Source organism: Paractinoplanes ferrugineus (genome assembly GCF_016862195.1).
In the GTDB taxonomy this organism is placed as follows: Bacteria; Actinomycetota; Actinomycetes; order Mycobacteriales; family Micromonosporaceae; genus Actinoplanes; species Actinoplanes ferrugineus.
This window is the reverse complement of record NZ_BOMM01000044.1, coordinates 21856-46007: the sequence shown is the minus strand read 5'-3', so window position 1 is coordinate 46007 and position 24152 is coordinate 21856. Positions and strand designations below refer to the sequence as shown.

At 72.3% G+C, this 24152-nt stretch carries 19 protein-coding genes; 11 read left to right on the top strand and 8 right to left on the bottom strand.

What is annotated here, in order from left to right:
• Positions 1–19: 19 nt before the first annotated feature.
• On the bottom strand, positions 20–934 hold the full coding sequence (locus Afe05nite_RS23545; protein WP_203819342.1) for a LysR family transcriptional regulator: 915 nt from the start codon (positions 932–934) through the stop codon (positions 20–22).
• Between the two features lie 79 nt (positions 935–1013).
• On the opposite strand from Afe05nite_RS23545, the gene Afe05nite_RS23540 reads away from it, so the two are divergent.
• The 4 genes from Afe05nite_RS23540 to Afe05nite_RS23525 all read left to right on the top strand — a co-directional run bounded on the left by Afe05nite_RS23540 (position 1014) and on the right by Afe05nite_RS23525 (position 5083).
• Positions 1014–1457 (top strand): RidA family protein, encoded by a 444-nt coding sequence (locus Afe05nite_RS23540; RefSeq protein ID WP_203819341.1) that lies wholly within the window; start codon positions 1014–1016, stop codon positions 1455–1457.
• Positions 1458–1488: 31 nt separating this feature from the next.
• Positions 1489–2334, top strand: coding sequence for an NAD(P)-dependent oxidoreductase (locus Afe05nite_RS23535; protein WP_203819340.1), 846 nt, complete (start codon positions 1489–1491; stop codon positions 2332–2334).
• Positions 2335–2430: 96 nt separating this feature from the next.
• Positions 2431–4368 (top strand): ABC transporter ATP-binding protein, encoded by a 1938-nt coding sequence (locus Afe05nite_RS23530; protein ID WP_438868712.1) that lies wholly within the window; start codon positions 2431–2433, stop codon positions 4366–4368.
• Between the two features lie 16 nt (positions 4369–4384).
• Positions 4385–5083, top strand: coding sequence for a hypothetical protein (locus Afe05nite_RS23525; protein WP_203819339.1), 699 nt, complete (start codon positions 4385–4387; stop codon positions 5081–5083).
• Between the two features lie 179 nt (positions 5084–5262).
• Here Afe05nite_RS23525 and Afe05nite_RS23520 read toward each other — a convergent pair whose 3' ends face one another.
• On the bottom strand, positions 5263–6258 hold the full coding sequence (locus Afe05nite_RS23520; RefSeq protein ID WP_203819338.1) for a lysylphosphatidylglycerol synthase transmembrane domain-containing protein: 996 nt from the start codon (positions 6256–6258) through the stop codon (positions 5263–5265).
• 142 nt (positions 6259–6400) lie between these two features.
• On the opposite strand from Afe05nite_RS23520, the gene Afe05nite_RS23515 reads away from it, so the two are divergent.
• The gene (locus tag Afe05nite_RS23515) at positions 6401–8047 is read left to right on the top strand and encodes a methyl-accepting chemotaxis protein (RefSeq protein WP_203819337.1); all 1647 of its coding nucleotides are present in this window, start codon (positions 6401–6403) and stop codon (positions 8045–8047) included.
• 245 nt (positions 8048–8292) lie between these two features.
• Positions 8293–9099 (top strand): hypothetical protein, encoded by an 807-nt coding sequence (locus Afe05nite_RS23510; protein WP_203819336.1) that lies wholly within the window; start codon positions 8293–8295, stop codon positions 9097–9099.
• Here Afe05nite_RS23510 and Afe05nite_RS23505 read toward each other — a convergent pair whose 3' ends face one another.
• Together Afe05nite_RS23505 and Afe05nite_RS23500 are read right to left on the bottom strand one after the other, a co-directional pair.
• Complete coding sequence (locus tag Afe05nite_RS23505) at positions 9100–9357, bottom strand: hypothetical protein (protein ID WP_203819335.1); 258 nt, start codon at positions 9355–9357, stop codon at positions 9100–9102.
• 121 nt (positions 9358–9478) lie between these two features.
• Positions 9479–10570 carry an AI-2E family transporter gene (locus tag Afe05nite_RS23500; RefSeq protein WP_203819334.1) on the bottom strand — a complete coding sequence of 364 codons (1092 nt, stop codon included), beginning with the start codon at positions 10568–10570 and terminating at the stop codon, positions 9479–9481.
• 50 nt (positions 10571–10620) lie between these two features.
• Between Afe05nite_RS23500 and Afe05nite_RS23495 the strand changes: the two genes are divergently transcribed.
• On the top strand, positions 10621–11970 hold the full coding sequence (locus Afe05nite_RS23495) for a dihydrolipoyl dehydrogenase family protein (protein WP_203819333.1): 1350 nt from the start codon (positions 10621–10623) through the stop codon (positions 11968–11970).
• A gap of 50 nt (positions 11971–12020) precedes the next feature.
• A complete protein-coding gene (locus tag Afe05nite_RS23490; RefSeq protein ID WP_203819332.1) occupies positions 12021–12758 on the top strand; it encodes an SDR family NAD(P)-dependent oxidoreductase in 738 nt (245 codons plus the stop codon).
• 123 nt (positions 12759–12881) lie between these two features.
• Here Afe05nite_RS23490 and Afe05nite_RS44640 read toward each other — a convergent pair whose 3' ends face one another.
• On the bottom strand, positions 12882–17717 hold the full coding sequence (locus tag Afe05nite_RS44640) for an MMPL family transporter (RefSeq protein ID WP_275407502.1): 4836 nt from the start codon (positions 17715–17717) through the stop codon (positions 12882–12884).
• A 39-nt stretch (positions 17718–17756) separates the two neighbouring features.
• A complete protein-coding gene (locus tag Afe05nite_RS23480) occupies positions 17757–18704 on the bottom strand; it encodes a hypothetical protein (protein WP_239118139.1) in 948 nt (315 codons plus the stop codon).
• A 248-nt stretch (positions 18705–18952) separates the two neighbouring features.
• Between Afe05nite_RS23480 and Afe05nite_RS23475 the strand changes: the two genes are divergently transcribed.
• Together Afe05nite_RS23475 and Afe05nite_RS23470 are read left to right on the top strand one after the other, a co-directional pair.
• Entirely contained in the window at positions 18953–19552 is a 600-nt protein-coding gene (locus Afe05nite_RS23475; protein ID WP_203819331.1) for an FKBP-type peptidyl-prolyl cis-trans isomerase, read from the top strand.
• Between the two features lie 4 nt (positions 19553–19556).
• Positions 19557–20315: a YaaA family protein gene (locus Afe05nite_RS23470; protein ID WP_203819330.1), complete on the top strand. Its 759-nt coding sequence runs from the start codon at positions 19557–19559 to the stop codon at positions 20313–20315.
• Here the strand turns inward: Afe05nite_RS23470 and Afe05nite_RS23465 are convergent.
• Positions 20310–20645: an STAS domain-containing protein gene (locus Afe05nite_RS23465; protein ID WP_203819329.1), complete on the bottom strand. Its 336-nt coding sequence runs from the start codon at positions 20643–20645 to the stop codon at positions 20310–20312. The genes Afe05nite_RS23470 and Afe05nite_RS23465 overlap by 6 nt on opposite strands.
• A gap of 32 nt (positions 20646–20677) precedes the next feature.
• Entirely contained in the window at positions 20678–22333 is a 1656-nt protein-coding gene (locus tag Afe05nite_RS23460) for a copper resistance CopC/CopD family protein (protein ID WP_203819328.1), read from the bottom strand.
• A gap of 108 nt (positions 22334–22441) precedes the next feature.
• Between Afe05nite_RS23460 and pgm the strand changes: the two genes are divergently transcribed.
• Entirely contained in the window at positions 22442–24085 is a 1644-nt protein-coding gene (gene pgm / locus Afe05nite_RS23455; RefSeq protein ID WP_203819327.1) for a phosphoglucomutase (alpha-D-glucose-1,6-bisphosphate-dependent), read from the top strand.
• Positions 24086–24152: the final 67 nt, after the last annotated feature.

Here is a 24152-nt window from a genome sequence, read left to right as displayed (position 1 = left end):
CGCCGCCGCAGCCGTGCCTTCACGCGCCGGTTTTGGTCGGGTCGTGGCGGGTGGCGGCGTCGCGCAGGTGCGTCAGGAAGGCGAGCACCGCGGGGGACGGCGGGCGGCCCGCGGGTGTGGCCGCGAAGACCTGGCGGGTCGGCTCGTCGGCCGGGTCGAGGCGCAGCAGCACCACGTCGGCGGGTGCCGCCCGCAGCGCCAGCGCCGGGACCAGGGCCACGCCCAGCTGGGCGGCCACGCAGCCGAGCTTGCCGGTCCAGTCGGCCACCACGATGTCGATCTTCGGTGTGAACCCGTCCGGCAGGTTCGCGTGCAGCAGGGCGCTCTCGTCGGTGGCCGAGCCGACGATGAACGGATCGTCGGCCAGCTCCGCCAGGCCCACCGTCTCGCGACCGGCCAGCCGATGGTGCACCGACACCGCCACCAGCAGGTGTTCGTCGAGCAGGTGGCGCAGGGCGAACCGGCTCGCGTCGAGCGGAGCCGCGGGCGAGGCGCTGACCACGGCGATGTCGGCCGTACCCGCCGCCACCCGGTCCAGCAGGGTCGGGGTCAGCCCTTCCACCAGGGTCAGCCCCGCCTCGGGATAGGCCGCCCGGAACGTCGCCAGCGCGCGCGGGACCAGCTCGGCCACCGCGGTGGGAAAGGCGCCGACCCGAAGGCGGGCACGGCCGACGGTACGCAGGGCGTCGACCGCCTGCCGCGCCTCGGTGAGCCGGTCGAGGATGCCCTCCGCGTACGGCAGGAGTCGGCGCCCCGCCTCGGTGAGCGTGACTCCTCGCGGCACCCGGTCGAACAGTCGCGCGCCGAGCTCCGCCTCCAGCGCCGCCACCTGCCGGGACACCGCCGACTGGGTGAACCGCAACGGCCGGGCGGCCGACGTGATCGAGCCCAGGTGGGCAACGGTCCGGAAGACGTGCAACAGCTGCGTTTCCACCGACCCATGCTAGAGCCGCATGCCAACCAGGCGAAGCAGTCGTTGGTGGCATGCCGACATCGCCCCTACGTTGGCGGACATGACCGCAGACCTGGCCAACCCGCCCACCGCCGCCGCGCCGTTCGGCGATCGATTCGCCCACCTCGCCCGCGTCGGCGACACGCTTTTCCTGTCCGGGCAGGTCGCGGTCGACGACGCCGGGCGGGTGATCGCCCCGGGCGACGCCGAGGCCCAGGCCGAGCGCATCTTCGAGATCATCCGGGACGTCCTGACCGGCTACGGCGCGACCCTGGCCGACGTCGCCCACATCCGTACCTTCATGACCAGCCTCGACGACCTCCCGGCCTATGCCATCGTGCGCCGCCGCCTGTTCCCCGCCCCGGGCCAGACCCTCTCCCCGGCCAGCACCACGGTCGAGGTGAGCCGCCTGTTCCTGCCCGGCGCCGTCCTGGAGATCGAAGTCACGGCGGCGCTGCCCCGAGGTCGGCGCCCGCGCCCGCATGATCGGGGTGGCTGGGGGTAGGCGTTGGCGGGCGGACGAGGAAGAGGGCGTCATGACGGTTGCTGTGCTGGGTACGGGGATCATGGGTGCGGCGATGGCGCGCAGTCTGGTGCGGGACGGGCAGGCGGTTCGGTGCTGGAACCGGACGCGGGCCAGAGCGGAACCGCTCGCGGCAGACGGGATCGAGGTCTCGGACACGCCGGCGGAGGCGGTTCGGGATGCCGACGTCGTTGTGACGATGCTGTTCGACGGGGCGGCTGTGCTGGCAGTGATGGCCGAGGCCGGGCCGGCGGCGCGGGCGGGGGCGTGCTGGGTCCAGTCGACGACGGTGGGGCTCGACACGGTGGCGGAGCTGGGTGTGCTGGCGGCCGAGCACGAGCTGGTCCTGTTCGACGCGCCGGTGCTCGGCACCCGGGAGCCGGCCGAAGCGGGGCAACTCATCGTGCTGGCGTCCGGGCCGGAGGACCATCGGGAAACGGTTGCGCCGGTCTTCGACGCGGTCGGAGCGCGCACGGTGTGGGCGGGGGAGGCGGGCGCCGGCACGCGGCTGAAGCTGGTGGCCAATACCTGGCTGCTGGCCGCCACGCACGGGGCGGTGGAGGCGCTGGCGCTGGCCGAGGCACTCGGCGTGAACCCGGACGACTTCCTCGGGGTGATCAGAGGCGGTCCGCTGGACATGCCGTACCTGCATCTCAAGACCGGGCTGGTTCGCTCCGACCGGCTTTCGCCGACGAGCTTCGCGCTGGTCACGGCGGCGAAGGACGCCCGGCTGATCGTCGACGCGGCCGAGGCCCATGGGGTACGGCTGGACCAGACCGTCGCCGGCCTCGAGCGGTTCCGGCGCGCGGCGGAGAAGGGCCACGGTGACGAGGACATGGCCGCCTCGTACTTCGCCTGAGTCTGTCGGAAAGGTGACAACTACATTGGTTTGACCTTGTTTGCTGTGCGAACCGTGGAGGGGCCGGCCCACCCCACCGCGAGGAGGCACCCGCAGGTGAGCACGACCAGCGACGAGATGCGGGCCGGCGACAGCCCGGCCCCGACCCGGTCCGACCAGCTAGCACCCGACATGGTGCTGCCCGAGCTGCGGCCCTCCTGGTGGGAGACGGGCCTGCGGGCCCGGGCGTCCAGCGGGCTGATCGCCGTGTTCACCGAGCTTCCCGGCCTGGCCGGCCGGGCGGTGCGGGTGGCCTGGCGAGCCGACCGATGGCGTACGTCAGTGGTCGCCCTGGCCACCGTGGGAGCCGGCGCCATGGCGGCGTTCGGCCTGCTCGCCACCCAGCGGATCTTGATCGAGCTCTTCGCCGGCGGACCCACGCCGGACCGGGTGCGGGCCGCGCTGCCCGCCCTGGTGTGGCTGGCCGCGGCGACCGCCGTCCGGGGCGTGCTCGGCATGGCGGTCGGCTATGCGCTCAACGGGCTGACGCCGCGGGTGCACCAGGTCGCCGAGCGGGAACTGTTCGAGCGGACCACCACTGTGGAGCTGGCCGCGTTCGACGACGACGCCTTCAACGAGGACATGGAACGCGCCACCCGGGGCAGCGAGGCGGCGATCGAACTCGTGCAGGACACGATGAACCTGTTCGCCGGCGTGGTCAGCCTGCTCGCGGTGACGGTGGCGGTGGTCGCGATCAACCCGCTGCTGCTGCTCGCGCTCCTGGTCGCGACCGTCCCGACGGCCTATGCCGCGCTGCGCGCCGGACACGAGCAGTTCAAGAGCTACCTCGCCAGCTCCACCCGGCGGCGCCGGCGATGGGTGCTGCAGACACTCATGGCGGAGCGGCGCTCGGCGGCGGAGCTCCGATCGTACGGTCTCCGGCGCTTTGTCCTCGGCCTTTACGACCAGGTCATGCGGGCGCAGACGGGGGTCGAGCTGGCCGTCGCCCGCCGGGTCACCACGACCATGAGCATCGGCGCGGCGGTCGGCGGAATCGCGCTCACCGGGGTGTACGTGCTGCTCGGCACTCTGCTGCTGCAGGGGCAGATCCCGCTCGCCGCCGCGGCGACCTGCGTGGTGGCCGTGCAGGCCGCGCAACGCTCACTGTCGCAGGTGACGTTCCAGGTCGACCGGGTCTATGTCTCGGGGCAGTTCTTCAGCGAGTACGTCAAGTTCCTGGGCACCGCCGCGGACTACCTGCCGGCCGGCACGTCGGCCTCGGCGCACCCGGACGGATTCACCGAGCTGGGCGTGCACGGCGTGTCGCTGAGCTTCCCGAACCGCGACAGGCCGGCCGTCGACGAGATGACGCTGACCATCCGGGCCGGGCAGACGATCGCGTTCGTCGGCGAGAACGGCTCCGGCAAGACCACCCTGGCCGCGATGATCGCCGGCCTGCGCGAACCGACCGCCGGGCATCTGACCTGGAACGGCCGCCCCTATGCCGGCTGGGACAACGAGGGGCTGCGCAACCAGATCGCGGTCGTCCAGCAGGAGCACCACAAGTGGCCGTTCAGCGCGGCCACCAACATCGCGATGGGCGACATCGGCGCCGACACCGACCCGGCCCGCATCGAACGAGCGGCCGCCCTCGCCGCCGCCCACGAGATGATCCAGGAGCTGCCGCACGGCTATGACACGCTGCTCGACCGTACGTTCAAAGACGGACAGGACCTGTCCGGCGGCCAGTGGCAGCGAATCACCGCGGCCCGCGGCTTCTACCGCGACGCACCCTTGCTGATCATGGACGAGCCGTCCTCGGCACTCGACCCGCGCGCCGAGGACGCCCTGTTCCAGGCGCTGCGCAGCCGCCAGGGCCGGCGCACCACCATCCTGATCACGCACCGGCTCGCCAACATCATCCACGCCGACCAGATATACGTGATGCACCAGGGCTCTCTGATCGAATCCGGCACCCACGCCGCCCTGATGGATGTCGGTGGCCGCTACGCCGAGTTGTTCACCCTGCAGGCGGCCGGCTATCGGTCCACATAGGTCTAGGCTGATCTCCGTGCGACGACCGGCCCTCATCCCGGTGCCCCTCATCCCGGTGCCCCTCATCCCGCCCCTGACCGTGGTGGCGCTGCTGCTCGCGGGATGCGCCCGGCCGGGCACCGCGCCGCGCGACGTCCCCCCGAGCACCGTCGTCGTGGACGCCAGCGTGCTGGCGGTCGAGCCGGGCTCCGCGACCGATTCGTCGCGTTTCCTCCACCCCGGTGCCACGCTGACCTGTGCCGCCGGCGCGGGGGCGCCGCCGATAGCGAAGTCGCCGCGTGCTGCCGCCTCGCGTGCGGTCGCGCCGCCTGCTGTGGCGGTGCCGGGAGTGGCGGTGTCCGGTGCGTCGCTGCCTGCCCCGCCGCCGGCCTCCCCGGGCGTCGGCGACGCGCGGGAGCGGGCTCGGCGTGCTCTCCTCGAGCAGCGGAAGCCGGTCCCGCGGCGCGGCGTGGTGCCGGCAGCCGCCGTGCCGCGCGCTGAGGATTGCGTCCACGTCTTGCGTTTGCAGGTCAGCCTGCTGACCGCCGGCTCGGCGCAGCCGCCCGGCGAGGCGGCGCTGAAACGGGCGCTCAGCTCGGCCGGTCTCAGTGGCATCGTCGTGCGCCCGGGGCCGTCGTTCGGCGCATCGACCGGTGCCGTCTGCGTCTACGGCACGTTCACCGGCCCCGACCCGTCCTTCGAGATCGGGCCGCCGGCCGTCCCCTGCGCTCCTTGACCGGCTGAGCTTTTCGACCGCGACAACGGGGTCTCGGCGAGTCCGGAGGCCTCTTCTTCCGGGAGTTGCGAGCAAGCGAGCCGGCACCGGCGCGGGACGTGCCGGCCGGCCGGCGGACATGCTCAAGCAGGAGCCGACCGAACGCCTCGCCCGGGCCCGGGCGGCGCGTCGGGGAGGGGTCAGGCGACCTCGGAGACGGTGCGTAGGGTGCGGCGGCGCATGACGAGCCAGCTGATCCAGCCGAGACCGATGATGAAGCCGAAGCTGATCAGCCGGTAGAGGACCACGGCGGCGATCGCCGCCGAGGTCGGGACGCCGCCCGCGAGCAGGCCCAGGACCAGGGCGCTGTCGATGATGCCGAGGCCGCCGGGGATGATCGTGATGGTGCCGGCCGCCATCGCCGCGCAGAACGCCAGCAGCACCGGGGCCAGATTGACGTGGTCGCCGATCGCCCGGCAGCACAGCCACAGGCAGACGGCGTCGAACACCCAGTTCAGCACGGCGAAGACGGCTGCGGCCATGCCGTGTCCCGGGTGCAGCCGGGCCGACCGCAACTGCTCGACGAACGACCTGACGCGGTCGCCACCGTCGGCGGCGGGCCGGCGGCGCAGGCGGTTGAGCCAGGTGACCGGGACGCTCACCAGGGCCGGCCGGTGGATCACCTGACGGATGCCGAGCACCAGGAGCACCGTCGCCACGCCCAGCGCGGCCAGGTGACGCCAGTGCGTGGCACCGCCCGCGGCCAGGGCGCCGGCCGTCGTCACCGCGGCCAGGGCGGTCGCCGACAGGATGCCGCTCAGCGCGATGCACCAGGACGCGATCGCCGGGGTCGCGCCGAACCTGATCATCTGCTGGTAGTTGAAGCGGGTGGAGAACGCCGGGCCGCCGGGCAGCGTCACGCTCAGCGAGTGGGCGGCGTAGGCGAGGGCCAGGTGGTCGGTGATCGGCCGGTTGATTCCGGCGGACAGCAGCAAGCGGCGCTGCATCCGGGCGTACGCGCCCATCGAGGCGATCTCGGCGAGCACCGCGATGGTGAGCCAGCCGGGATGGGGCGCGCGCAGGTGTCCGACCGCGCCGGCGAGGGAGTGCCAGCCGAGGGCCAGTTCGGTACCGAAAAGGCCGCCGAGCGCGACCAGGCCGACCCGGCGTGACCAGCGGCTTCTATCGAGAGCCATGTCCCCCTCTGTTCGGTCACCGGGCGGGGTTGCTGAGGCGGTTCGAGATCTGGAAGCGCAACCGAGTTCAAACCGTCAACCCGGCCCCGGAGATGCCGATCACTGACGGCAACAACACCGAGAGGTCAGTGAAGGGCAACAGATGGGCGCAAAAGCACTCCCGCGAACCGTGCAGATCACCGCGAGGCGTAACCCGCTGGCCGGTAAGCTCGCCGACCTCCGGGTCGGCACCAAGATCTACATGTCGGTCCTGATCGTCGCGGTCGCGGCCCTCGGCATCGGGGTGTTCGGCATCAGCCGGATGAACTCGCTCAACCACGACATCCAGGAGATGAAGACGCGGCACGTCGACGCCCTCGTGCAGATCAGCACGATGCGCGGCGCGTCCAGCGACAGTTTCCAGGGCATGTGGCTCTACGCCCTGCTGCCCACCAACAAGGCCGACTACCTGAAGCGGACCCGCGACGCCGAGGTCGGCTTCGAGAACGCGCTCGCCGCCTATCGCAAGGTGGCGGCCGGCTCGGCCGCCGGCACCGCCGCGGCGACGAAGCTCGCGAGCACCTTCGAGTACTACCAGACGCTGCGCGACGTGCTCGTCTTCCGCCAGGCCCCGCCGGCCGGTTTCCAGACCCCGGCCGCCGACCAGATCGGCCCGGTCTGGCAGCAGACCCAGACCGACCTGCGCTCGGCCATCGAAAGCCTGCAGCGGACCGAGGAAACCGAGTCGACGGCCATGACGGCCGCCGCCGAGAAGTCCTACCAGGACGCCCGTACCCAGCTCATCGTGATCATGGCGGTGGCCATGCTGGTCGCGCTCGGGCTCGCCGTGTTCGTCTGCCGGCTCATCCTGCGCCAGCTCGCCACCGTCTCCGAGTCGCTCGCCGCGGTCGCCAAGGGCGACCTGTCGGTGGCCGCCGATGTGCAGGGCCGCGACGAGATCGGCGCCATGGCGGTCGCCGTCAACCAGGCCCGCGACGGCCTGCGCGACGTCGTCAGCCACCTCAGCGACAGCTCGCGGGCCCTGGGCGCCAGCAGCAGCCGCCTGATCAGTACCACCGAGCGCATCGGCGTCTCGGCCCAGGAGGCCTCGAACCGGGCCGACGCCGTCGCGGTCGCGGCCGGCACCGTCTCCACCAACGTCACCACGGTGGCGGCCGGCAGCGACGAGATGGGCCTGTCCATCCGCGAGATCGCGGAGAGCGCCAACGAGGCGGCCCGGGTGGCCTCCGAGGCGGTCGGCGTCGCCGAGCACACCAACGCGACGGTCACCAAGCTGGGCGCGTCCAGCGCCGAGATCGGCAACGTGGTCAAGGCGATCACCGCGATCGCCGAGCAGACCAACCTGCTCGCGCTCAACGCCACCATCGAGGCGGCCCGCGCCGGCGAGGCCGGCAAGGGCTTCGCCGTGGTCGCCAGCGAGGTCAAGGACCTGGCCCAGGAGACGGCGAAGGCCACCGAGGACATCTCCCGCCGGGTCGAGGCCATCCAGGCCGACACCGCCAACGCGGTCGTCGCGATCGGCGAGATCTCGGGCATCATCACCCGCATCAACGACTACCAGCTGACCATCGCCTCGGCGGTGGAGGAGCAGACCGCCACCACCGGCGAGATGAGCCGCAGCGTCAGCGACGCGGCCGCCGGCAGCACCGAGATCGCCGGCACCATCGCCGGCGTGGCCAGCGCCACCCAGACCACCACGTCCACCCTGGTCGAGGCCAACGGCGCGGTGGCCGAGCTGGCCGGCATCAGCTCGGAGCTGCAGCAGGTGATCGGCCGCTTCAAGCTCTGATCCACCCTGAACGACGGCCCGCCGGCAGATGCCGAGCGGGCCGCCGTGCGTTCCGGCGGCGGGAACGGGTGCGGGTCGTCGGACGTCCTAGTGCCGGACGTGAAGCGCTTCGGACGACTGGGGGAGCAATGGCCGTACGCGGATGGGGCTTGGTCCTGATCTTGTTGGTGGGTGGCTGTGGCGCGGCGGCGCCGGTAGCCGGCGGCGGGTCGCCCGAAGTGCATGACCGGTGGGAATCGTGTGCCGTGTCGGGGCCGCGGGACAGCGACGCGCTGGTCGGCTCCGCGGAACCGTTCGGGCTGGCGAAGCTCGACGACAGCTTCGCGCCGGTGTCCGCCGTGCTCTGCCGGAGCACCCCGGTCCGCCGACCCGCCGGCGGGGAGGACATGGTGGCCGCGGAGGACCGGGCCACCGACATCACATCCCTGGTCAAAGCGTTGCGGTTACCCGATGAGAGGCGCACCGACGGAGCGTGCACGGCGGATCTCGTGCTGGCGCCGTGGCTCGCGCTGGTGGACGCGTCCGGGCGGTGGATCCGGCCCGGTGTCCCGGTGAACTCCTGCGGCAAGCCCCGCCCGGAATTCCGCGACGCGCTCGCTGAACTGCGGACCCAGCGGGTCTCCGGCCGCACGCTGAGCACCACCTTGACGGACGGTGCCGCGGCCGCCGGTTGCGAGCAGACCTGGGCCGACATGGTGTGGGCGGTCGGTCTGACGGGCGGCGGCAAAGGCACACCGGACCGCACCCTCGCGGCCGACGACGCCTCGGTGCGCGTCTGCGTCTTCCAGGTGCCGCCCGAGGAGCGGGGCAGCGGGAAGCCGGCCGGGCAGTTCAAGTCGGGCGGCAAGCTCGCGCCGGGCGAGTGGGCAGCCGTCAAGAAGGAACTGGCGGCCGCCGGCACCCCGGCCGAATGCACCACGCCGGCCAGCCGCTTCGCGGTGCTGTACGCCCCGGACGTGGAGCTTTACGTCGAGGCCGACGGGTGCAGGCGGGTCCTGAACGACAACGCCTTGCGGACGGGGTCGCCCAAGTTGCTGTCGATCGTCTTCTAGTCAGGGCCTTCGACGATAGTGGTCGGCGATCAGGGCGACCGCCGCGAGCACCACGACCGTGCAGGTCAGTGCGACTCCGGTGGCGCCCCAGGCGACCATGGCCACCGACAGCAGGCCCCACAGCACGCCGCCCACGCACAGCACCGGAATGAGTATCGCCCGCGGCCACTGCCGGGGCACCCGGCGCAGCGACGGGTAGTCGTCGGTAAGCCGTTCGACGATCTGATCGAACTGGCGTTGCTTGTCCTCGGTGGCCATCCGCTCGCCCTTCGTTCCGGCAAGTGTGTTGCGCGTCGCAGCCTACTTCGGAAACCTGTAATTCCCACAGGAACCGTAAGCCGGATCCGCAATGAGCCAATCGGTGACCGGTTCTGTCCGCTCAGGCGGGGCCGTCGCCGAGCTGTTCGCGCACGTACCGCCAGCCGACCGCCAGCACCGCGGCGACCGGCACCGCCAGCAGGCTCCCGACGATGCCGGCCAGGCTTCCGCCGAGCGTCACCGCCAGCAGCACCACCGCGGCGTGCAGGCCCAGTCCCCGGCTCTGCACCATCGGCTGGAAGACGTTGCCCTCCAGCTGCTGCACCAGCACGATGATGCCGAGCACGACCAGGGCGGCGGTCAACCCCTTGAAGACCAGGGCGATGAGTACGGCGACGAGACCGGCGAACAGCGCGCCCACGATCGGCACGAACGCGGTCACGAAGGTGAGCACGGCCAGGGGCAGCACGAGCGGGACCCCGACGATCCACAGGCCGAGCCCGATGAAGACGGCGTCGAGCATGCCCACGAACGCCTGCGAGCGCACGAACGCGCCGAGCGTGGCCCACGAGCGGCCGGCCACCTCGGGCACGTCGGTGGCGAGCCGGCCGGGCAGCTGACGGGACAGCCACGGCAGGAAACCCGGGCCGTCCTTGAGGAAGAAGAACATCAGGAACAGCGCGAGTACGATCGTCACGACCGCGTTCACGACGGAGCCCACGCCCGTGACGGTGGCGGTCACGACGCTGCCGATGGAGCTCTGGAGCTTCGCCACCGCGGTGTCGATGGCCGACGTGATCTGGTCGTCGCCGATGTTCAGCGGCGGGCCGGCCGCCCAGTCGCGCAGTTGCTGGATGCCGTCGACCACGCCGTCGGTCAGCTCGTCCGACTGGGCCGCGACCGGCACCGCGATGCCCACCAGGATGCCGCCCGCCAGCAGCAGGAACCCCACCGTGACGGCGGAGGCGGCCAGGGCCGGCTTCCAGCCGTGCTTGCGCAGCCAGCGGGCCGGTGGCCAGGTGAGCGTCGTGATCAGCAGCGCGACCGTGAGCGGCCACACCACCGACCACATCCGGCCCAGGATCCACAGCGCCACCCCGGTCAGCAGCAGGATCAGCAGCATCTCCGCCGACAACCGGGCCGTCGCCCGCACCGCCGCCCGGGTCCGCGCCGTGTTCAGCCCACCGGGTCCCGACGCTTGCGAAACGGCCATAAAGTCACCCTAGGAGCACGACCGGGCGCGGCACGCAGGATCATGTCGGTATGCAGACTTTTGATGTGGTGGTCGTCGGGGCCGGACCGGGCGGCGAGGTCGCCGCGGGCCGGCTGGCCGAGGCGGGACTTTCGGTGGCGATCGTCGAGGCCGACCTGGTCGGGGGCGAGTGCTCGTTCTACGCGTGCATGCCGTCGAAGTCGCTGCTGCGGCCGGGTGCGCTGCTCACCGAGGCGCGCCGGGTCCCGGGCGTACGCGAGGCGGTCACCGGGCAGCTCGACGTGCCGGCGGTGCTGCGCCACCGCGACGAGGTGATCAACAACCTCGACGACGGCGGTCAGGTGCCGTGGCTGGTCGAGCGGGGGGTCAAGCTGTTCCGCGGCTGGGGCCGCCTCGACGGCGACAAGCGGGTCGTGGTGGGTGACGAGGTGCTCGAGGCGCGGCGGGCGGTGATCCTGGCCGGCGGCACCACGCCGACGATCCCCGCCATCGACGGCCTCGCCGAGGCGAACCCGTGGACCAACCGCGAGGCGACCACCGCCAAGGAGATCCCGGCCTCGCTCATCGTGATCGGCGGCGGCGTGGTGGGGGCCGAGATGACCCAGGCGTACGCGTCGTTCGGCACCCGTGTCACCCTCGTCGAGGGGGAGCACCGGCTGCTGTCCCGCGAGGAGGAGTTCGCCTGCGTGCAGGTCACCGAGTCGCTGACCGAGCAGGGCGTCGACATCCGCACCGGGCAGACCGCGAAGTCGGTGCGCCGGGACGGCGACCAGGTGAGCGTGACGCTGGCCGACGGCTCGACGGTCACCGCCGACCGGGTGCTGGTGGCGGCCGGGCGTACCCCGCAGTCGGCCGGCCTCGGCCTCGACACCGACGGCTACGTGCAGGTCGACGACCGGATGCGGGTGCCCGGCAAGGACTGGCTCTATGTGATCGGCGACCTCAACGGCCGCGCCCTGTTCACCCACATGGCGAAATACCAGGCCGCGATCGCCGCCACCGACATCCTCGGCGGCGACATGGTCGAGAAGCACCTGGCCGACGGACCCGGTTCACCCCGGGTGATCTTCACCGAGCCGCAGGTGGCGGCGGTCGGCTACACCGCCGCGGCGGCCGAGAAGGCCGGTCTCAAGGTGCGCGTGGTCGACGTCGGCACCGAGGCCAACGCGGGCGGGGCGTTCACCGGCACCAGCCGTGGCACCTGCCGGTTCGTCCTCGACGAGGACAAGGGCGTGCTGGTCGGGGCCACCTTCGTGGGCACCGAGGTGGCCGACTTCCTGCAGGCCGCGACGATCGCCGTGGTCGGCGAGGTCCCGCTGCACCGGCTCCGGCATGCCATCCCGTCGTTCCCGACGCGCAGCGAGATCTGGCTCTACCTGTTCAACTCCCTGGGGATCTGAGCAGGGGCGGCCCGGCCGTCCGCGCGGCGGCCGGGCATAGGCTGACCGGCATGAGCCAGCGGATCTTGATAACCGGTGCGCGGCGCGGGATCGGGGCGGCCCTCGCCGTCGGGCTGGCCCGCCCCGGCAACACCCTCCTGCTCCACCACCTCGACGCGGCCGGTGAATGCGAGAACGTGGCCGGTCTGTGCCGCGATCTCGGGGCGACGGCCGAGATGCTGGAGGCCGACCTCACCGACCCCGATGCGGTGGGCCGCCTCGCCGAGCAGGCCGGCCCGGTCGACGTACTGATCAACAACGCGGCTCGGGCCTCGAACGTCCCGTTCGGCGAACTCCCGCTGGGCGAATGGCACCAGACCTTCGCGGTGAACGTGACCGCACCGATGCTGCTCGCCCAGGCGTTGAGCGCCGGCATGGCCGAGCGGGGCTGGGGCCGCATCGTCAACGTGGTCTCGCCGACCGTCCGGATGGGCGGCCCGTCCGGCCCGTCCTACGTGGCGAGCAAGGCCGCCCTGATCGGCCTCACCCGGTCGCTCGCGCGCAGCCTGGGCCCGCACGGCATCACCGTGAACGCACTCTCCCCGGGTGCCATCCGCACCGAGGGCGAGGCCGAGCTGGCCGGCGGCCGCGACGTCGAGTCCCACGCGCCGCTGGTGGCCACCCAGGCGATCCCGCGCTCGCTGCTGCCCGAGGACCTGGTGGCCACCGTCCGCCTGCTCGTCTCGGCCGGCGCGGGCGCCTTGACCGGCCAGGTCATCGAGGTCGGCGGCGGCCTCGTCTTCCGCTGACCGACCATGGGATCGATACGACCGCCGCGCCGGCCCGGTCCCGTTGATCAACTTCTCTCGAGACGGGCCGGCGCCGGTCCGGCCCCGTCGTTCCCGGGCCTGCGCGCCCCGCCGGTCAGCCGTTCAGGGACTGGACTCGTCACTCCTGCGCCGGGACAGGTGATCGGCAAGCGTCGCCGGCCGGCGCGGGGCGGCACCGTCGCCCGCCTCCCCCGCCGGTGCCCCCGTCGTCTCCGCGCCCGGGGCCGGGCGGGCCGGAGCCGGAGAGCTCGGGCCGATCGCGGGCAGGTTGGACGGGACGCCGTCGGCCGGGCGACGGGTGCGAGGAACCTTGCCCGCGGTGTAGTCGCTCAGATCGGCCGGCCGCGATTCCCGCAGATGGTCGGCCAGGTCGGCGGGGCGGCGGAGCACCGGCTCGGCAGCGCCCGACGGCCGCGGCTCGGACCCGGTCCAGGGCTGCGGCTCCAGCTCGCTCTGCGTCTGCCACTCGGTCTGCGTCTGCCACTCGGTCGGCGGCTGCGGGCCGGTCTGTGACTGCGGCTCGGCTTGGGTCTGCGACTGCCACTCGGTCGGCGGCTGCGGCTCCGTCTGGGGCTGTGGCTCTGCGTGCGGCTGCGGCTCCGAGAAGGAGGAGATCGGTCGCCGGGGGAACGGCCGGTCGCCGAGCGTTGCCGGGCGGCGTGGCGGTGCCGTGCCGTCCTTCGGGTACGTGCCGAGGTCGGTAGGCCGATTCGAGGACCGTCGGGCCGGTGGCTGATCGGCAAGCGTGGCCGGCCGCCCGGCCCGCGCCCCCAGGTCCACCGTCGGCCCGGCCTCCACCTGTGCCGCCGGGGCGTAGGCGTAGTCGCTCTGAGTCGGCTCCGGCCCGAACAGCGTCGCCGCCGCCCGCGCGTAGAACTCCGCACCCAGCTGCTGGTCCCCACCGTCCCGCCGAGCGGACTCGGCCGGGGTGTCCTCGCTGTACGCACCCCGATCCCGTTGCTCCTGCGCCACCGGCTCAGCCGCCCCGGCGACGACCTGCTCCGCCTCGGCCGGCGTACCCGACCCCGGCGCCACGAACTCATCCAGCTCGTTTGCGTGCGGCTCGTGCGCGGTCGGCTCGTGCGCGTCCGAATCGTGCGCGGTCGGCTCCGTGGCCGCGGGTTCGGCGAACGCAACCGGCTGCACCGGCCGGTATGCGGCCGGCTCCGGCGTGCCGAGCGGGGCGGGCTGCCCGAACGCAACCGGCTGAGCCGAATCGAACACCGCCGGCTCCGGCATGGTGGCGGCCGCCGACCGGGGCGTGGCGAAGACGTCGAACTCAGGCACCTCAGCGGCCGCCGGCGCGGCGAAGATGTCCGGCTCCGGCGCCTCGGGAGAGGCCGGTTCAGCAAACCGGACCGGCTCGGCCACGCCGGAGGCACCCGGTGCTGACGTGGAGGTGGTGGGCTCGGCCGGATGGAACGCGGCGGACTCCGGCGTCGCGGCGGGCTCGGCCGTGTCGGGTGCGGTGTGCTCCGGCATGGCGGCGAAGGGTGCGGTTGTGTCGAGGTCCGTCGGCTCCGGCGCCGAGGCGGGCGCGGCCTCCGGCTCGGGGGCGGTGACAAGCTCGGCCTCGGTGACCGACTCAGACTTGGCGACCGGCTCCGGCTCGAGGACAAGCTCGGGCTCGGGCTCGGCGACCGGCTCGGGCTCGGCGACCGGCTCGGGCTCGGCGATCGGCTCGGCGATCGGCTCCGGTTCGGCGACAAGCTCGGGCTCGGCGACCGGCTCCGGTTCGGCGACAAGCTCCGGCTCGGCGGCCGGCTCGGGCTCGGCGAGCGACGCAGAGGCGGTGACCGGCTCAGGCTCGGCGAAAATCGACGGCTCGCTGTAAGAGGACGGCTCGCTGTAAGAGGACGGCTCGCTGTAAGGGGACGGCTCGCTGTGGGCGGAGGGCTCGCTGTGGGCCGGCCGCTCGGTGGCGACAGCGGCCTCGTCCGAACCTTCGTCGGCGGCCGGCGAAGCTGGGGAGGAGACCGGCGAGGCAGTGGTGGCCGGGGAGGAGTCGGCTTCGTCCCGAGCGGCGCGGGTGGTGGGGGAGAGGGCGGCTTCGTCCCCGGAGACCTCGGCGGCGGGGGTGTCGGCGACCGCCGGGGCCGGGGTAGGGGCGGTGGAGGGCTCGGGGGTGGCCGACGACCGGGTGAGGGCGGTCCACTGCGGGTTCTCGGTCGGGGACTCGGTGGCTGGGGTGGCGGCGGGGATGGGGTCGGGGTCCGTGCCGGGGGGCAGCGGGAGGGACATTCCGGGAATTACCGGAATGGCGGCGGAAGGGCCAGGGCGGGTGGGGGTGCGGCCCGGGGGGAGGGCCAGGGGGCCGGGTTCCGGGGCGGCCGGGGAGCCGAAGAAGTAGGAGTCCTCGGGGGACTTCGGTGGGGTGGGGGCCTCGTAGCTCGGGACGGCGGGGAGGAAGCCGGAGAGCTCGGCCAGGCGGGTGGCGGTCTGTTCGGGGTCGAACTCGCGCAGCGCCGGCACGTCGTCGGGGGCGGTGAAGGCGGCGTCGGCCTCGACGATCTCGGCGTCCACCGGGTCCTCGTCGGCCACCACCCGGGCGTCGGGGGCCGCGGGCAGGCTCAGGACCTGGGTCTCCTCGAAGCGGGAGAAGACCTGGGTGGCGTCGTTGCTGCCGGCGGGCAGGGCGAGCGGGGCGTCGGGGGCGGGGAGGGCGAGGATCTCGCCGGAGACCTCGTCGAGGGCGGTGGCCCCCTTGGCGCCGCGGATCTCTTCCATGCTGCGCAGGTCGGTTCGGGCGAAGGGCAGCGCGTACGCCGGGGCGGCGTAGCTGAGCACCTGGGTGTCGTCGGGCAGGGCGTGCCGGCCGGAGCTGGGCGACGGCGGGGGCGGCGGGGTCTCGTACTCGGCCAGGCCGGCTCGTTCCTGAAGGCGCCGCAGCGGGCCCGGTGCCCACCAGGCCGCGTCGCCCAGCAGGCGCAGGACCGCCGGGACCAGCAGCATGCGCACCACCGTCGCGTCGAGGAGCAAGGCGATGATCATGCCGACGCCGACGAAGCGCATGGTGGTGATCGAGGACATCGCGAAGGCGCCGGTGACGACGATCAGGAGCAGGGCGGCGGCGCTGATCACGCGGCCGGTTCGGGCCAGACCGGTGGTGACCGCCTCGACGGTGGAGGCGCCGCGGGTGCGTGCCTCGACCATCCGGGAGAGCAGGAACACCTCGTAGTCGGTGGACAGGCCGAACACGACCGCCGCCATCAGGACGACGATGCCGACTTCCAACGGGGCGGGGGAGACGTTCAGCAGGCCGGCGCCGTGGCCGTCCTGGAAGATCCAGACCAGCGAGCCGAACGTGGCGCCGAGGCTGAGCGCGCTCATCAGCACCGCCTTGATCGGCAGCAGGATCGAGCCGAACGCCAGGAACATCAGCAGCAGGGTGGCGCCGGCCAGCAGGCCGACCATGAGCGGCAGACGGTCGGCGGTGGCTTGCAGGCTGTCGACGTTGCGCGCGGTGGTGCCGCCGACCAGTACGGTCGCCCCGGCCGGGACCGGTAGCGCGCGGATGGCGTCGACGACGTCGCGGGCCTCGTCGCTGAACGCGTCGGGGGTCTTGAGCGTGGCGGTGAAGACGGCGACGTCGGCGGTCCGGCGCGGGACGCCGAGCTCGGCGATGCCGGGGACCTGCCGCAGGCCGACGGCGAACGAGGCGGTGTCCTTGGCGCCGGTCAGCACGATCTGCACGCTGTCGCCGGTGAACTGCGGGTAGTCCGATTTCAGGGTCTCGATCGCGACCCGGGCCGGGTCGCCGGCTGGCAGCATGCGCTCGTCGGCGTCGCCGAACTTGACGTTGCGCACCGGCGCGGCCAGCAGCAGCAGGATGGCCAGGATCGGGAGCGCGACGAGCAGCGGGCGGCGCAGCACGAAACCGGCGAGCCGGGCCCAGCCGTTGCCGCCCTTGAACCGGGGCAGCCGCACCGGGAGTTTGTCGACGCGCGGGCCGAGCACGGCGAGCATCGCGGGCAGCAGCGTCAGCGAGAGGAACGCGGCCAGGAAGACCGCGGCCAGACCGCCGTAGGCCAGCGACTTGAGGAAGCCCTGCGGGAACAGCAGCAGCCCGGACAGGGCGATCATCAGCATGGTGGCGGAGAAGACCACGGTGCGTCCGGCGGTGCCGACGGTGCGGGCCACGGCCTCGGCGGGCGTACGCCCCTCGGCCTGCTCCTCGCGGAACCGGCCGACCATGAACAGGCCGTAGTCGATCGCCATCCCGAGCCCGAGCAGGCTGGCCACGTTGACCGCGAACGAGTTGACGTCGTGCACCCCGGCGACCGCGTGCAGGATGCCCAGCGAGCCGAGCACCGAGGCGCCACCGACGAGCACCGGCAGCGACGCGGCGACCAGCGAGCCGAAGATGAACACGAGCAGGATCAGGGTGATCGGCACACTGATCGCCTCGGCCTTGCCGAGATCCTCGGTGGAACGGCTGGACGAGGCTTCGGCGAGCACGGTGGCGCCGGACAGCTGCACGTCGGCACCGTCGACCGCGAACTTGTCGTCGACCTCGCGGTAGGCCTCGAGTTTCGCGGAGTCGTCCGGGCCGGCCAGGTTGATCAGCGCGATCGCGCTTGATTTGTCCTTGGCGGTGTACGCCGGGGACTTCGTCGACCAGTACGAGCTGGACGCCGTGACCGCCGACTTGGGCAGTGCCGCCAGCGAGTCCTTGACCGCCTTGCCGAGCGCGGCGTCGTCGATCTTGCCCTTGGTCGGGGTGTAGATGACGACGAGGTCGCCGCCCTGCGCGCCGAACGCCTGCGTTATCGCTTCCGAGGCGTGCGCGGACTCGCTGTCGGGGTCGGTGTAGCCGCCCTCGGTCAACTGCGAGAAAAGACCCAGCCCCCAGATGCCGGCGCTGATCACCGCGACGAGCGCGACGGAGAGCACCGGCCATCGGAAGCGGGCAACCCACGATCCCCAGCCCGCGAACACTAGATCCCCTTTTTCCGCTTATTTCAAAGTTTCAGTATCTCAGCGCAGGGTCGCGGCCTGAAGCGCGACCCCACCGCAGCCGTCCCCTAACGCCTGCACGGTATTCCACTTGAAGTTGATTCTGGTCGCCGCCGGTGCCCGATAGGTAACCGTGTAGACCAGTGTGCGGAAAGTACCGTCGCGCTGCTGGACCGAACGCGCCGCCTTGGCCGATCCGGCCGACAGGGAGGCCGACAGCTCTCCCTTGGCGTCGATCACGCCGACGTACAGCCGTAGCGTGCGGGCCGTGGTCGAGGCCGGGGCGCTGATGCTGAACGCGTTGCCGGTGCCGCAGGTGCGGATGCCGGTGGTGGTGCCGTCGCTGCGGTCGACCGGGTCGCCGCCGGTCCAGCGGAAGAACTCCGGGCTCAGGGCGTGCTTGAACCGGGGCGCGGTCGGCGTGCCCTCGAGGATCTTGAAGCCGCCGCTCTTCCTGCGTTCCAGCGAGAACGTGCCGTTCAGGCCCCAGTGGACCCAGTCCGAGGTGCCTTCGGCGGTCAGATCCACCGAGCCGGGCACCGCCGAGGCGTCGATCTGGATGCTGCCCGGGAACGGCGGCTTGGTCGTCGGCTTGCTCGTCGCGGGTGGCGGAGTCACCGAGCGCGACGGACTTGGCGGGACGGAGGGTGACGGGCTGCCGATCGGGATCGGGGCGGGGCTGCCCGAGGGCAGGTCGGCACCGCCGAGCGCGGCGGTGGGCGGCGGATCGGGCAACGGGTTGCCGCCCTCGCCGTTGATGACCCGGCTGGCCACGAAGCCGAACCCGACCACCACGATGACCCCGGCCAGGATGACCGAGGCCGAGGACAGGATCTCGTTACGCCTGCCCTGGTCGCGGGGGGCGGTGCCGGGAGTCGACTCCGCCGCTCGGCGGAATCCGATGTGCGCGGTCCGGCGGAACGGACCACGGCGGCGCGCGGGCTCGCGACCAATACCGGTCGACGGCAAACGGACCCTCCCCTGGTCGTTCTGTGGCCCCGCCCGGCCGTGAAAGCGTTCTCACGTGTTTTCAATTGGTGAGACCGGTAAACGATCTCATTTCGATCAGTGACGGTGAAGAACGATTTGAGTGACGATCCGGATGGACGATCACCCGCCTCGGCGGTTCGGTGGAGGTTTCGTGAGGGGTGCGTCACCGCTACGGGTACCGTGTCGGAAGTTTCCGCCCAAGCCCGTCACAGGAGAGTCGACAGCATATGAGCACCCAGACTGATTCGAAGCGTCGCGGACAGGCGTTCGCCGGCGCCTTCGCGGGGGTGGCGATCGTCGTCGTCCTGGCCGTGGTCTTCTTCGTGGTCCGGAACAGCGACGACTCCGACAAGACCTCGGCGGCCGCCCCGCCGCCCGTCGCGACCCAGCCGTCGGCGGCGCCGGCCCAGCCCACCGACGCGGCACCGCAGCCGTCCGAGGCGGCGCCCCAACCGACCGCGGCGCAGGTGAACACCCCGCCCGCGCTGAGCAAGGAGCCGGACGTCAAGGGCGGCACCGGCAGGCTCACCAAGCTGGTCAAGACCACCCTCGTGCCCGGCACCGGCCCGGCGGTCCAGAAGGGCCAGACCGTCACCGCCAACTACAAGCTGGTCAAGTACGCCACCGGTGAGGTCATGGACTCGTCGTGGTCGCGGGGCGAGCCGTTCAGCACCCAGATCGGCGTCGGCGCCGTCATCAAGGGCTGGGACGAGGGCATCGTCGGCCTCAAGGTCGGCAGCCGCACCCAGCTCGACGTGCCCGAGGCGCTGGCCTACCCGGGCCAGGGTGACCTGCGCTTCGTCGTGGACGTCCTCGCCGCGAAGTGAAGAAGTGCTGATCCTGCTCCCGCCGTCGGAGGGTAAGACGCCGGCCGTCCGCGGTGCACCGGTCGATCTCGGCCGGCTGTGGCGGCCCGAGCTGGCCACCGCGCGGCGGCGGGTGCTCGGCAAGCTGGTGGCGATGTGCAAGCGCAGCAGCGCCCGCTCGGTGGCCGACTCGCTGACGGTGCTCGGGCTCAGCGACGGTCAGAAGGGCGAGATCGCCCGCAACGCCACGCTGCTCGAGGCGCCGGCGGCGCCGGCCGCCGAGGTCTACACCGGGGTTCTGTACGAGGCACTCGACGCCCCCACCCTGTCGGCGGCCGCGCACCAGTGGCTGTCGGACCGCGCGCTGATCTTCTCCGGACTGTGGGGCGCGGTGCGGCTCGACGACCGGATCCCGGCCTACCGGTGCTCGATCGGTGTCTCCCTCCCGGGGCTGGGCGGGCTCACCGCGTACTGGAAGAAGCGGTTGGTCGTCGACGGACCGGTCCTGGATCTGCGCTCCGGCGCCTATGCGGCCATGTCGGTGCCGACCGGCGAGGCGGCGAGCATGCGGGTGCTGCACGAGCGACCGGTCGGCGGGGTGCCGAAGCGGACCGTGGTCAGCCACTTCAACAAGGCCACCAAGGGGCGGATCGTGCGCGCGCTGGCCGAGTCGGGGGCGGCGCCCACCTCGATCGGTGAGGTGGTGGGCACGTTGCGTGACCTGAAGTACACCGTGGAGGAACCGGCACCCGGCCGGCTGGACGTGATCGTCACCGAGCTATAGGTCGGTGAGCGCCGCGGTGACGGTGGCGTAGACGCCCAGCCGCTCGGTCAGCCCGACCGTGTCGAGCAGGCGCTTCAAGAACGCGGGCGGGCAGGCCAGCCGCAGCCAGCCATCGGTCGCGACGGCCCGGTTGTGACCGACGACGAAGCTGCTCAGACCCATCGAGTCGCAGAACTCGACGCTCGACAGGTCGACCACGATCCGCGGCGCCGGGCGGTCGAGGACCTGGTCGAGCGTGTTCGTCAGCACGGAGACGCTGTCCACGTCGAGGTTGCCGCGGACCGAGACCACGACCGTGTCATCAGGATTACCGACCACGGAGACATGCATGGCCGTACTTCTGCCCAGAAGGTGACCGGAAGTCACCTCGACGGGGAACCTGCCGGTACCGAAACTGTGGTCTTGACGGTGGCCTGGTTCAACTCACCGATCCGCACGGTGAATTTGATCTCGTAGTCGCCCGGGTAGGGGAACGTGATCGCGCCGGCCGCGTGGTGGCGCGGGTTCAACGGCAGCAGCGGCTCGGTCACCGGCTCGAGATTCTTGCCCAGCAACTGCGACGTGACGGTCCACTCGTCGGCCGGCAGCGGCGCCCCGGCCGGCGTGTAGACGAACGCGTGGATGGTGTTGTTGTCGCCGAGCTGGGCCGGGAAGATGTTGAACTGCAGCGTGTACAGCGGGCAGGTGAGGGTCTGGGAGACGCCCTGTTCGCGTACCGCGCCCTGGTCGACCGAGGCGCTGCGACCCGGGTTGACCTGCACCAGCACCGCGCTGAGGCCCAGGATGACCACCGTCGCGGCGACCTCGATGCCGACGGCGCGGCGCAGCGGGCCGGCGCCGGCGGCCGGCACCTGCCGGCGATTGACCAGCCTGCGGGCATACCAGGCGGCGGCCAGCGTGGCGGCCAGGATCACCACCTTGGCGATCAGCAGCCTGCCGTAGTCGGTCTCCCACAGCGCCCGGATCGTGCCGACCTGCACGACCGCCTGCACGATGCCGCCCGCCACCAGCCACACCACGGCCAGCGCCGCCCAGCGCGACCAGACCGGCAGCAGCACGCCGAGCACCCGCGGGTGGGTGCGGCGCAGCAGGAAGACGGTGAGCGTGAGCAGGCCGCCCAGCCAGACCGCCATCGCCGCCATGTGCACGACGTCGGCGGCGACGATCGCGGCCGACAGCGGCGAGGCCGCCGCGTGCCCGGTCAGCGGCCAGGTGACCAGGGTCCCGAGGGCGACCGCGACCGCCGCGAGCCCACGCCACCGGGGGGCGGTGCCGCGCAGCACCGGCCGCAGCAGGACGCCGACGACCCCCAACAAGATCAAACGACAGCTCAAGATGATTCCGTACGAGCTGGTCAGCACCTGACCCAGCTCGGTGCCGCTGACGTCCCACAGGGCCGCGCCGCTGCTGGCCGGCGCCTGCACCCAGAGCGAGGCGAGCGTCGCCACCGCGACCAGGCCGAGACCGGCGTAGGCGGTGCGGGTGGCCGCCACCCGGGACCGGCGCCTCGGCCACAGCAGCGCCAGGAACAGGGCCGGTCCGGCGGTGAGCGTCAGACCCGCGTACCCCAGGAAGCGAGTGACCGGCGTCGCCAGCGTGACCGACCGGTGGATGCCGGCCTCGCCGGCCTTGGGCGGCTCGGCCGAGGGTGCGCCCACCGAGAACGTGATCGCGCCGCCGACCGGATGGCTGTCGGCGGAGATGACCCGATAGCTCACCAGGTAGGTGCCGAGCGGCTGGGCCGCCCGGCGCACCGGGATCCGCAGCGTCGCCCCGGACACCGTGGGAGTCCCGGAGATGCGCTTGCCATCCGGATCGAGCACCTGCACGCGCCCCGCCACCGCCGTGATGCCCTCGCTGAAGGTCACCACGATCTCGCTGGGGGAGGAGCCGATCACACTGCCCGGCGCCGGCGTGGACCCGATGAGCGCGGCGTGTGCGAAAGCCGGGCTCGCGGGTATCAGGAGAACACCGAGGGCGATGAGCGCGGCCGCCAGCAATCGTGCCGCTCGTGTCACTTCGGCCCTCTCGTCACGACAGGTAGTTCGGATAGCGGAGCGGGAAGGTTCAACCGGCGCCGCTATCGATAGGCTCCAGGCAGGTTACATGCCCCGAAGGAGGCCCCCATGTCCGTTGATCCCCGAGCCGGGACCCCCGCCGAACCGAGGGACCTCATCGACGTGCCGCGGGTCATCTCGCGCTACTACACCGAGCACCCCGACCCGGACGCCGTGGGCGAGCGGGTCGCGTTCGGCACGTCGGGGCACCGCGGCTCGTCGCTCAAGAACGCGTTCAACGAGGACCACATCGCCGCGACCAGTCAGGCGATCGTCGAATACCGCAAGGCGCAGGGCACCGACGGCCCGCTCTTCCTCGGCCGTGACACGCACGCGCTCAGCGAGCCGGCGATGATCACCGCGCTCGAGGTGTTCGCCGCCAACGACGTCACCACGCTGATCGACAGCCGGGACGGCTACACGCCGACCCCGTCGGTCTCGCGGGCGATCCTCGCCCACAACAAGGGCCGCACCGGCGGACTGGCCGACGGCGTCGTGGTCACCCCGTCGCACAACCCGCCGGCCGACGGCGGCTTCAAGTACAACCCGCCCAACGGCGGCCCCGCCGACACCGACGCCACCCGCTGGATCCAGGACCGGGCGAACGCGCTGATCGCGGGCGGTCTGAAGGAGGTGCGCCGGGTGCCGGCCGCCCGGGCCCGCTCGTCGGCGCTGGTCACCGGCTACGACTTCCTCGACGGTTACGTCGCCGACCTGGCCGGGGTGATCAACCTCGACGCCGTCCGCGACGCCGGGGTGCGCATCGGCGCCGACCCGCTGGGCGGGGCCAGCGTCGCCTACTGGGGTGCCATCGGCGAACGGTACGGCCTGGACCTCACGGTGGTGAACCCGCTCGTCGACCCGACGTTCGGCTTCATGACGCTGGACTGGGACGGCAAGATCCGGATGGACTGCTCCTCGCCGCACGCGATGGCCTCCCTGATCTCGCAGAAGGACCGGTTCCAGCTCGCCACCGGCAACGACGCCGACGCCGACCGGCACGGCATCGTCACGCCCGACGCCGGGCTGATGAACCCCAACCACTACCTGGCCGTCGCCATCTCCTACCTGTTCGCCAACCGGCCGGGCTGGCCGGCCGGCGCCGCGATCGGCAAGACCCTGGTCTCCTCCTCGATGATCGACCGGGTGGCGGGCGACCTGGGCCGCCGCCTCGACGAGGTGCCGGTGGGCTTCAAGTGGTTCGTGTCCGGCCTGGTCGACGGTTCGATCGGGTTCGGCGGCGAGGAGAGCGCGGGCGCGTCCTTCCTGCGCCTCGACGGCTCGGTGTGGACCACCGACAAGGACGGCATCATCCTCGACCTGCTCGCCTCGGAGATCATCGCGGTGACCGGCCGGACGCCGTCGGAGCACTACGCCGACCTGACCGCCCGCTTCGGGTCGCCGGCCTACGCCCGCATCGACGCGCCCGCCAGCCGCGAGGAGAAGGCGATCCTGGGCGCCCTGTCGCCCGAGCAGGTCAGCGCGAAGGAACTGGCCGGCGAGCCGATCACCGGGGTGCTCACCAACGCACCCGGCAACGGCGCGGCCATCGGTGGTCTCAAGGTCGTCACCGAGAGCGGCTGGTTCGCCGCCCGCCCCTCCGGCACCGAGGACGTCTACAAGATCTACGCCGAGTCGTTCCAGGGCGCTGACCACCTCGCCCGCATCCAGGAGGAGGCTCGCGGCGTGGTCTCCGCCGCACTGAAGGGCTGATCTTCTCAGCTCCACCCCCTGGTAGCCGACAGGTATGCCGCACAGACATATCTGCCCAGGGGGGCGC

What these genes read in the sequence shown, in the direction of transcription:
- Afe05nite_RS23540 (WP_203819341.1), top strand. Translation starts at nt 1,014, where the DNA reads ATGACCGCAGACCTGGCCAACCCGCCCACCGCCGCCGCGCCGTTCGGC.
- Afe05nite_RS23535 (WP_203819340.1), top strand. Translation starts at nt 1,489, where the DNA reads ATGACGGTTGCTGTGCTGGGTACGGGGATCATGGGTGCGGCGATGGCG.
- Afe05nite_RS23520 (WP_203819338.1), bottom strand. Translation starts at nt 6,258, where the DNA reads ATGGCTCTCGATAGAAGCCGCTGGTCACGCCGGGTCGGCCTGGTCGCG.
- Afe05nite_RS23515 (WP_203819337.1), top strand. Translation starts at nt 6,401, where the DNA reads ATGGGCGCAAAAGCACTCCCGCGAACCGTGCAGATCACCGCGAGGCGT.
- Afe05nite_RS23505 (WP_203819335.1), bottom strand. Translation starts at nt 9,357, where the DNA reads ATGGCCACCGAGGACAAGCAACGCCAGTTCGATCAGATCGTCGAACGG.
- Afe05nite_RS23500 (WP_203819334.1), bottom strand. Translation starts at nt 10,570, where the DNA reads ATGGCCGTTTCGCAAGCGTCGGGACCCGGTGGGCTGAACACGGCGCGG.
- Afe05nite_RS23495 (WP_203819333.1), top strand. Translation starts at nt 10,621, where the DNA reads ATGCAGACTTTTGATGTGGTGGTCGTCGGGGCCGGACCGGGCGGCGAG.
- Afe05nite_RS23490 (WP_203819332.1), top strand. Translation starts at nt 12,021, where the DNA reads ATGAGCCAGCGGATCTTGATAACCGGTGCGCGGCGCGGGATCGGGGCG.
- Afe05nite_RS23475 (WP_203819331.1), top strand. Translation starts at nt 18,953, where the DNA reads ATGAGCACCCAGACTGATTCGAAGCGTCGCGGACAGGCGTTCGCCGGC.
- Afe05nite_RS23465 (WP_203819329.1), bottom strand. Translation starts at nt 20,645, where the DNA reads ATGCATGTCTCCGTGGTCGGTAATCCTGATGACACGGTCGTGGTCTCG.
- pgm (WP_203819327.1), top strand. Translation starts at nt 22,442, where the DNA reads ATGTCCGTTGATCCCCGAGCCGGGACCCCCGCCGAACCGAGGGACCTC.